Here is a 4,497-nt window from a genome sequence, read left to right on the forward strand (position 1 = left end):
CCGCACCGACGACGTCGTGGTCCACCCCGGCGCCGCCGCACCGGCCCGGCGCTGGCCGGCCGAGCGGTGGGCCCGGGTGGTCGACGCCCTGGCGGAGCGCGGCCACCACGTGACGCTCACGGGGTCGGCGGAGGAACGCGACCTGTGCCGCCGCGTGCGCGCGGCGGCGGCGCACGGCGCGGCCGTCGACGACCGCTCGGGACGCCTCGGCCTGACCGCGCTGGCGGACCGCGTGTCCACGGCGCGGCTCCTGGTCAGCACCGACACCGGGCTCGCGCACCTCGCCACGGCCTACGGCACGCCGTCGGTCACCCTGTTCGGCCCGACGCCGCCGGCCCTCTGGGGGCCGGTGATCGACCCGGGGCGGCACGTCGTCGTCTGGCGGGGGCGAGCAGGTGACGCGCCTCGTGACGCGAACGCCGCGCGGCTGGACCCGGCGCTCGCCCGGCTCGGTGCCGCCGAGGTCGTCGAGGCGTGCGAGCAGGCCCTGAGCGAGCAGGCCCTCCGGGCGACGGAGCCCGCCTCACGCCGCACGGCCGCTGAGCGAGCGGAACCACGACACCGTCCGCTCCAGCCCCTGCTCCCACGGCACCAGGGGCTCCCAGCCGAGCTCGGTCCGGGCGAGGGTGATGTCCGGGCAGCGCAGCCCGGGGTCGTGGACCGGGCGCTCCACGTGCTCGATCGGCGAGCGCGACCCCGTCGCGGCGAGCACGTCCTCGGCGATGCGGCGCACCGTGAGCTCGCGCGGGTTGCCGAGGTTCATGGGGCCGGGGTGCCCGCTGTCCGCGAAGGCGAGCAGCGCCGCGACGAGGTCGTCGACGTAGCACAGCGAGCGGGTCTGGGACCCGTCGCCCGCGACGGTGAGCGGCTCGCCCGCGAGCGCCTGCCGGACGAACGTGGGCACCACGCGCCCGTCGTGCTCCCGCATGCGCGGGCCGTAGGTGTTGAAGATGCGCACGATGCCGGTGTCGGTGCCGAGCGAGCGCCGGTAGGAGGCGGTCAGCGCCTCGCCGAACCGCTTGGCCTCGTCGTACACGCTGCGCGGGCCGACGCTGCTCACGTTCCCCCAGTAGTCCTCGGTCTGCGGGTGCACCTGCGGGTCGCCGTACACCTCCGACGTCGAGGCGAAGACGAGGCGGGCGCCGTGGGCGTGGGCGAGCTCGAGCGCCGCGCGCGTGCCGCGGGAGCCGGCGTCGAGCGTCTCGAGGGGGTGCTCGTGGTAGTCGACGGGCGACGCGGGCGAGGCGAGGTGCAGGACGAGGTCGACGCGGGCGCGCGTCGCGGCCGCGACGGGGCCCGTGGTGAGGCCCTCGGCGACGTCCCACGTCTCGAACCGCAGGCGCGGGTGGGGCAGCACCCGGGCGAGGTTGGCGGTGCGCCCGGTGATCAGGCTGTCGACGCACACGACCTCGTCGCCCGCCTCCAGCAGGGCCTCGCAGAGCCGGCTGCCGACGAACCCGGCTCCGCCGGTGACGAGCGTTCTCCTGGGCATGGGTGGTCCTCTCGCGGCACCGGCAGCCTCGTCTCGACCACTGGTTCCACGGTCCCCCGGCCCGGTGCTACTCGCACCAGGACGGGCCTCGTCGCGCATCGGGCGGGCGCATACCGAGAGGGGTTGGCACTCGCCTCGTCCGAGTGCTAGAAATGGGGTGTAGCCGGACGGCGGCGAGGGGCCGCCGTCAGCGCCGCGGTCCTGGACGGGCCAGGGCCGCATCAGCACGGGAGGTGATGCGCGATGGCTACGTACTGGGACCCGTTCCAGGAGATGGACCGGCTGTTCGCCTCGATCGTGGGCAACGTGCGGCAGTCCGGCGCCCCGCCGATGGACCTGTTCCGCACGGGCGACCACTACGTCCTGTCCATGGACCTGCCGGGCGTCGACCCCGGCACGATCGACGTGTCGGTCGAGGACCGCACGCTGACGGTCCGCGCGGAGCGGACGCAGCGCTCGGGTGACGACGCGCAGTGGCTGGTCCGGGAGCGCCCCACGGGCACGTTCGCCCGCCAGCTCACGCTGGGGCGCGGGCTCGCCCTCGACCAGGTCTCGGCCTCGTACGCCGACGGCGTCCTGTCGCTGACGATCCCGGTCAGCGAGGAGGCACGGCCGCGCCGGATCGAGGTGGCGCACGCCGCGGGCGGCACCGCCGTCGGCCGGCGTGCCGACGAGCGCCAGGCGATCGAGGCCTGATCGCTCGCCGCTCCCCCGGACCGCTGTCCCTGTTCCCGTTCGGCCCCGCCCCGGCCCGTCCCGCGCGGACGGGCCGGCCGGGACCGCGTCCCGCCCGACCCCGACGCGCGGATCGGGGTAGTCTTGGCCCGGGTCAAGCAGACGGCCTGCCAAGCGCCATTCTTCGCGCACGCACCGCCTGTCGATCCTCGACGAGCTCCTCGTCGGACGTCTGGTGGTCGTGCGGATGCGATCGAAGGACGACGATGACGACGAACGATGTCGAGATGCTCCGTGACGAGCCGGGCCGAGCGCCCCTCGTCGAGGACGCCGCACCCACCACGACGCAGGCGGGAGTGCCTGCCACGAGCGGTGCCCTGACGAGCCCGGTCCTGCCCACCTCTGCGCCCACGACGACCTCCCTGGACGCGGACGACGGCAACCTCCTCGACGTACCGCCCGACCTCGAGCTGGCGGTCGAGCTCGCCGGCGAGCTCGAGATGACGCTGGAGCGCCACGCGTCCGCCACGTCCCCGGACGCGGCGGCCTCCCCGGACCCGGCCGCGTCGGCCGACCCCGCTGACGCCGCCGACCCTGCCGACGCCGCCGACCTGCCTGCCGCGCACGAGCCGCTGCTCGTGTGGGTCGACGCCGGCGACGTCATGGCCCGCCTCGGCGTCGACGGCTGGGCCGAGTTCGACCACCTCGACCAGCAGGTGCGGTCGCTGCACGAGATGCTCGGCCCGCACCACGAGCAGACGCAGGCGGCGATCGCGGACCGCGACGCCGTCGACGCCCTCGCCCGGCAGGACGAGGAGACGTACCAGGAGGCCCTGGTGGCCGCGATGCACGACGTGGCGCACGAGCGCGGCCTCGAGATCGAGGTGCTGCCGGTCCGGATGGCCGGGCCGGTGGACCCCCGGACCGCGGCCGACGTCGCCGAGCTGCTCGCCGCCGCCGTGCGGCGGGCCGTGCTGCCGCAGCTCGGCCGCGCGCCGCAGGACCTGACCGACGACGCCGTGGCCGGCGCCGTCCGGGACGCCGGGCGCACCTACCTCGAACGGATCCGTACCGCCGAGCGCCCGGTGCCCGACGTGCGGCACGACCACCTGGAGGAGGAGCTCCTCACCGAGCTGCAGGACGACGAGCTCATGCCGGAGGACGCGGCGGTGCACCGCCTGGCGGTCATCCGCCCGCAGCTCCCGGCCCACGAGGCGTCCTGAGCCGCACCGCCTGAGCGCGCGCTGCGCGCGCAGATGCGAGTGGGGCGTCCCGGGTCGAGGGTGTTGGTACTGGTCAAACCCCCAGATGGGAGAGTGTCATGACACAGTCACCGACCGCGACGCGGACCCGGGCGCCCCACCAGTGGCTCGCCCTGGTGATCGGCCTGGTGTACCTCCTCGTAGGTATCGCCGGGTTCTTCGTGACCGGGTTCGACGGTTTCGCCGAGCACGACCACGACCAGACCCTCCTCGGGTTCGCCGTGAACCCGTTGCACAACATCGTGCACCTGCTCATCGGCCTGCTCGGCGTGAGCCTGTGGTCGACGTCGGGCCGCGCCAGGACCTTCGGCTGGCTGCTCGTCGTCGGGTACGGCGCGGCCTTCGTGTACGGGCTGGTCGCGGTGAACAACCCGGAGATCAACGTTCTCAACATCAACACGGCGGACAACTGGCTGCACGTCCTGAGCGTCGTCGCCGGCCTGGTCATCGCGCTCTGGCCCCGCCCGCGCGCCACGTCACCGGGCCCGCGCCAGGTGTGAGCGACCGCGTCGCGGCCCTGCGGGCCGGACGCGACCGCTCTCACGTCAGGGGTGGTGAGCCCCCGCGTGCCGCGCGGTAGGACGGGGCGCGCAGGGCCGCCGCCCAGGGGTAGGTGCCGAGCCGGCCCGGGGCGTGCAGCACGGGGTCCATGCGCGGGGCGTCGGTGTCGAGCACCTGCCCGCAGCGCAGCAGGCCGAGCCGGCGCCACCGCCCGGCGGGGTGCGCCGACAGGAGCAGCAGCTCCGTGCCCTCGAGATACTCCATGCCCGTGGCGCGCTCCCGGGACGGGCAGTGCGCCACGGCGGGCACGGCGGCGAGCATGACGGGGCGCCCGTCGAGGTCCCGGAACGGCATGAGCGTGCCGTAGGCGCCCGCGAGCGGGCGGCGCCGCGGCACGAGCAGGAACCGCGTCACGCGGCCCAGCCCGGTCGCCGACAGGAGCAGGTCCTGCGGGCGGCCGCCGTCGGTCCAGTGCACGGCGAGGCCGAACAGGTCCGGCGACGGCTGGGGCAGCCCGCCGCCGCGCGAGACGCGCACCACGACGTCGTGCGCGGCCGGCGCCCCCAG

General features: G+C 75.5%; 5 protein-coding genes and 1 pseudogene. 4 read left to right on the forward strand and 2 right to left on the reverse strand.

Going from position 1 to position 4,497, the window contains the following annotated elements:
- Nucleotides 1-16 precede the first annotated feature (16 nt).
- Nucleotides 17-349: pseudogene (locus HLB15_RS25020) on the forward strand (glycosyltransferase family 9 protein); the annotation flags it as partial.
- A 174-nt stretch (nt 350-523) separates the two neighbouring features.
- On the opposite strand, the gene HLB15_RS22605 reads toward HLB15_RS25020, so the two are convergent.
- Complete coding sequence (locus tag HLB15_RS22605) at nt 524-1,492, reverse strand: NAD-dependent epimerase/dehydratase family protein (protein WP_212760255.1); 969 nt, start codon at nt 1,490-1,492, stop codon at nt 524-526.
- A 243-nt stretch (nt 1,493-1,735) separates the two neighbouring features.
- On the opposite strand from HLB15_RS22605, the gene HLB15_RS22610 reads away from it, so the two are divergent.
- From HLB15_RS22610 to HLB15_RS22620, 3 genes are all read left to right on the forward strand, one after another.
- A complete protein-coding gene (locus HLB15_RS22610; RefSeq protein ID WP_171108889.1) occupies nt 1,736-2,188 on the forward strand; it encodes an Hsp20/alpha crystallin family protein in 453 nt (150 codons plus the stop codon).
- A 245-nt stretch (nt 2,189-2,433) separates the two neighbouring features.
- The gene (locus tag HLB15_RS22615) at nt 2,434-3,390 is read left to right on the forward strand and encodes a hypothetical protein (protein ID WP_171108891.1); all 957 of its coding nucleotides are present in this window, start codon (nt 2,434-2,436) and stop codon (nt 3,388-3,390) included.
- Nucleotides 3,391-3,488: 98 nt separating this feature from the next.
- On the forward strand, nt 3,489-3,929 hold the full coding sequence (locus tag HLB15_RS22620; protein WP_171108893.1) for a DUF4383 domain-containing protein: 441 nt from the start codon (nt 3,489-3,491) through the stop codon (nt 3,927-3,929).
- 40 nt (nt 3,930-3,969) lie between these two features.
- Here the strand turns inward: HLB15_RS22620 and HLB15_RS22625 are convergent.
- The coding region (locus HLB15_RS22625) for a hypothetical protein (protein WP_171108895.1) at nt 3,970-4,497 on the reverse strand (528 nt) is incomplete at its 5' end.

The organism is Promicromonospora citrea, from assembly GCF_013004695.1.
In the GTDB taxonomy this organism is placed as follows: Bacteria; Actinomycetota; Actinomycetes; order Actinomycetales; family Cellulomonadaceae; genus Promicromonospora; species Promicromonospora citrea.